Consider the following 5,144-nt stretch of genomic DNA (forward strand, 5'->3'; position numbering starts at 1 on the left):
TGGATTAGTGGCGAACGGGTGAGTAACACGTGAGTAACCTGCCCTTGACTCTGGGATAAGCCTGGGAAACTGGGTCTAATACCGGATATGACCTTCCATCGCATGGTGGTTGGTGGAAAGCTTTTGTGGTTTTGGATGGACTCGCGGCCTATCAGCTTGTTGGTGGGGTAATGGCCTACCAAGGCGACGACGGGTAGCCGGCCTGAGAGGGTGACCGGCCACACTGGGACTGAGACACGGCCCAGACTCCTACGGGAGGCAGCAGTGGGGAATATTGCACAATGGGCGCAAGCCTGATGCAGCGACGCCGCGTGAGGGATGACGGCCTTCGGGTTGTAAACCTCTTTCAGTAGGGAAGAAGCGTAAGTGACGGTACCTGCAGAAGAAGCGCCGGCTAACTACGTGCCAGCAGCCGCGGTAATACGTAGGGCGCAAGCGTTATCCGGAATTATTGGGCGTAAAGAGCTCGTAGGCGGTTTGTCGCGTCTGCCGTGAAAGTCCGGGGCTCAACTCCGGATCTGCGGTGGGTACGGGCAGACTAGAGTGATGTAGGGGAGACTGGAATTCCTGGTGTAGCGGTGAAATGCGCAGATATCAGGAGGAACACCGATGGCGAAGGCAGGTCTCTGGGCATTAACTGACGCTGAGGAGCGAAAGCATGGGGAGCGAACAGGATTAGATACCCTGGTAGTCCATGCCGTAAACGTTGGGCACTAGGTGTGGGGGACATTCCACGTTTTCCGCGCCGTAGCTAACGCATTAAGTGCCCCGCCTGGGGAGTACGGCCGCAAGGCTAAAACTCAAAGGAATTGACGGGGGCCCGCACAAGCGGCGGAGCATGCGGATTAATTCGATGCAACGCGAAGAACCTTACCAAGGCTTGACATGAACCGGAAAGACCTGGAAACAGGTTCCCCACTTGTGGTCGGTTTACAGGTGGTGCATGGTTGTCGTCAGCTCGTGTCGTGAGATGTTGGGTTAAGTCCCGCAACGAGCGCAACCCTCGTTCTATGTTGCCAGCACGTGATGGTGGGGACTCATAGGAGACTGCCGGGGTCAACTCGGAGGAAGGTGGGGACGACGTCAAATCATCATGCCCCTTATGTCTTGGGCTTCACGCATGCTACAATGGCCGGTACAAAGGGTTGCGATACTGTGAGGTGGAGCTAATCCCAAAAAGCCGGTCTCAGTTCGGATTGGGGTCTGCAACTCGACCCCATGAAGTCGGAGTCGCTAGTAATCGCAGATCAGCAACGCTGCGGTGAATACGTTCCCGGGCCTTGTACACACCGCCCGTCAAGTCACGAAAGTTGGTAACACCCGAAGCCGGTGGCCTAACCCCTTGTGGGAGGGAGCTGTCGAAGGTGGGACTGGCGATTGGGACTAAGTCGTAACAAGGTAGCCGTACCGGAAGGTGCGGCTGGATCACCTCCTTTCTAAGGAGCACCTACAACAATCCCGCCAGGCCGCATGGTTTGTGTGGTGGTGTTGTCAGGAAGCAAGCCCGTTGCGCAGGCGATTGTTCTGCGGCGGGTGCTCATGGGTGGAATATCAATGAATAGGTGCCTGGTGGTATGGGCTGGTCTGTGAGTACGAATCCTTGTGGGGTTCTGGAAAGTGGCTGGTCTGGTTGCTGGGTAGTGTTTGGCACACTGTTGGGTCCTGAGGCAACAGGGCCACGGATGGCTTCCTTCCTCGTTTACGGGGTGGGGGGTTGTTGGTGGGTTTGTTTGTTTCTGGTTTCCCTGCCATGACGGTTCACGCATTGTGTGTGTGGGTTGTGTGGTGTGGGGTTGTTGTTTGAGAACTACATAGTGGACGCGAGCATCTTGTATAAGAAGCAATTTCCAAGAATATGAACCTGGATCTGGTTCGTGTGCCCTTTGTGGGTGTGCGGGACAGTTTTCATGGTTCTCTCGAAAAATGTTTTTGATCTTTGTGGTCAAGTTTTTAAGAGCACACGGTGGATGCCTTGGCATTAGGAGCCGAAGAAGGACGTAGGAATCTGCGATAAGCCTGGGGGAGTCGATAACCGGACTGTGATCCCAGGGTGTCCGAATGGGGAAACCCCGCTGAGCGCGCGAGTGACTTAGTGACCCGTACCTGAACACATAGGGTGCGTGGGGGGAACGCGGGGAAGTGAAACATCTCAGTACCCGCAGGAAGAGAAAACAATAGTGATTCCGTTAGTAGTGGCGAGCGAACGCGGATCAGGCTAAACCGTTCCATGTGTGATAGCCGGCGGGCGTTGCATGGTCGGGGTTGTGGGACTTTCCATACCAGTTCTGCCGGGCTGGTGGGGTGTGATGTGCGCGCATAGGTGAACGGTTTTGAAAGGCCGGCCAGAGAGGGTGTTAGTCCCGTAACCGTAATGTGTTTGTACCGCCTGTGAGAGTATCCCAAGTAGTACGGGGCCCGAGAAATCCCGTGCGAATCTGTCAGGACCACCTGATAAGCCTAAATACTCCCTAATGACCGATAGCGGACCAGTACCGTGAGGGAAAGGTGAAAAGTACCCCGGGAGGGGAGTGAAACAGTACCTGAAACCGTGTGCTTACAATCCGTCGGAGCCGGCTCTGTTCTGGTGACGGCGTGCCTTTTGAAGAATGAGCCTGCGAGTTAGTGTTACGTCGCGAGGTTAACCCGTGTGGGGCAGCCGTAGCGAAAGCGAGTCTGAATAGGGCGTGTGAGTGGCGTGATCTAGACCCGAAGCGAAGTGATCTACCCATGGCCAGGTTGAAGCGACGGTAAGACGTCGTGGAGGACCGAACCCACTTCAGTTGAAAATGGAGGGGATGAGCTGTGGGTAGGGGTGAAAGGCCAATCAAACTTCGTGATAGCTGGTTCTCCCCGAAATGCATTTAGGTGCAGCGTTGCGTGTTTCTTGCTGGAGGTAGAGCTACTGGATGGCTAATGGGCCCTACAAGGTTACTGACGTCAGCCAAACTCCGAATGCCGGTAAGTGAGAGCGCAGCAGTGAGACTGTGGGGGATAAGCTTCATAGTCGAGAGGGAAACAGCCCAGACCACCAACTAAGGCCCCTAAGCGTGTGCTAAGTGGGAAAGGATGTGGAGTTGCCCAGACAACCAGGAGGTTGGCTTAGAAGCAGCCACCCTTAAAAGAGTGCGTAATAGCTCACTGGTCAAGTGATTCCGCGCCGACAATGTAGCGGGGCTCAAGTACACCGCCGAAGTTGTGGCATTCAGATATTAGCTAAGCCCTTGTGGTTCAGGCGTCTGGATGGGTAGGGGAGCGTCGTGTGGGCAGTGAAGTCGCGGTGTAAACCAGCGGTGGAGCCTACACGAGTGAGAATGCAGGCATGAGTAGCGAAAGACGGGTGAGAAACCCGTCCGCCGAATGATCAAGGGTTCCAGGGTCAAGCTAATCTGCCCTGGGTAAGTCGGGACCTAAGGCGAGGCCGACAGGCGTAGTCGATGGACAACGGGTTGATATTCCCGTACCGGCGAAAAACCGTCCATGTTGAACAGGGGATACTAACCGCCCGAGACCTGCCCGATCACCCTTGTGGTGTGAGGGTTTTGGTGGAGCGCGGGACCTGATCCTGGGAGGCAAGCGTATTAACAGGTGTGACGCAGGAAGGTAGCCGAGCCGGGCGATGGTTGTCCCGGTCTAAGGATGTAGGGCGAGTGGTAGGCAAATCCGCCACTCATGGTGCCTGAGATCTGATGGGACCCCCGTTTGGGGGGATTTGGTGATCCTATGCTGCCGAGAAAAGCATCGACGCGAGGTTTTAGCCGCCCGTACCCCAAACCGACACAGGTGATCAGGTAGAGAATACTAAGGCGATCGAGAGAATTATGGTTAAGGAACTCGGCAAAATGCCCCCGTAACTTCGGGAGAAGGGGGGCCCCAACCTTGATGGACACTTGCTGTCCGGAGGGGATCGGGGCCGCAGAGACCAGGGGGAAGCGACTGTTTACTAAAAACACAGGTCCGTGCGAAGTCGCAAGACGATGTATACGGACTGACTCCTGCCCGGTGCTGGAAGGTTAAGAGGACCGGTTAGCCTCACGGCGAAGCTGAGAATTTAAGCCCCAGTAAACGGCGGTGGTAACTATAACCATCCTAAGGTAGCGAAATTCCTTGTCGGGTAAGTTCCGACCTGCACGAATGGAGTAACGACTTCCCCGCTGTCTCAACCATAAACTCGGCGAAATTGCAGTACGAGTAAAGATGCTCGTTACGCGCAGCAGGACGGAAAGACCCCGAGACCTTTACTATAGTTTGGTATTGGTGTTCGGAGTGGCTTGTGTAGGATAGGTGGGAGACGTTGAAGCCCGGACGCCAGTTCGGGTGGAGTCATCGTTGAAATACCACTCTGGTCACTTTGGACATCTAACTTCGGCCCGTAATCCGGGTCAGGGACAGTGCCTGATGGGTAGTTTAACTGGGGCGGTTGCCTCCTAAAAAGTAACGGAGGCGCCCAAAGGTTCCCTCAGCCTGGTTGGCAATCAGGTGTCGAGTGTAAGTGCACAAGGGAGCTTGACTGTGAGAGAGACATCTCGAGCAGGGACGAAAGTCGGGACTAGTGATCCGGCGGTACATTGTGGAATGGCCGTCGCTCAACGGATAAAAGGTACCTCGGGGATAACAGGCTGATCTTGCCCAAGAGTCCATATCGACGGCATGGTTTGGCACCTCGATGTCGGCTCGTCGCATCCTGGGGCTGGAGTAGGTCCCAAGGGTTGGGCTGTTCGCCCATTAAAGCGGTACGCGAGCTGGGTTTAGAACGTCGTGAGACAGTTCGGTCCCTATCCGCTGCGCGCGCAGGAAATTTGAGAAGGGCTGTCCTTAGTACGAGAGGACCGGGACGGACGAACCTCTGGTGTGTCAGTTGTACTGCCAAGTGCACCGCTGATTAGCTACGTTCGGATGGGATAACCGCTGAAAGCATCTAAGCGGGAAGCTCGCTTCAAGATGAGATTTCCATACACATTTATGTGTGAGAGGCCCCCAGCCAGACCACTGGGTTGATAGGCCGGATGTGGAAGCGAGGACTAACGACTCGTGAAGCTGACCGGTACTAATAGGCCAATAACTTACACCACACAGAAACATACACATTCTGCTTGCGTCCACTATGTGGTTCCCAACCAACAACCCCGTTGACGGAACCAACAACT

General features: G+C 55.2%; 2 rRNA genes. Both read left to right on the plus strand.

The window, feature by feature from the left end:
* A 16S ribosomal RNA gene (locus tag HNO81_RS19760) occupies positions 1 to 1,436 on the plus strand; the annotation flags it as partial.
* Between the two features lie 504 nt (positions 1,437 to 1,940).
* Positions 1,941 to 5,069: ribosomal RNA gene (locus HNO81_RS19765) — 23S ribosomal RNA — on the plus strand.
* Positions 5,070 to 5,144: the final 75 nt, after the last annotated feature.

Source organism: Pseudarthrobacter sp. C4D7, from assembly GCF_013359725.1.
Classification (GTDB): Bacteria; Actinomycetota; Actinomycetes; order Actinomycetales; family Micrococcaceae; genus Arthrobacter.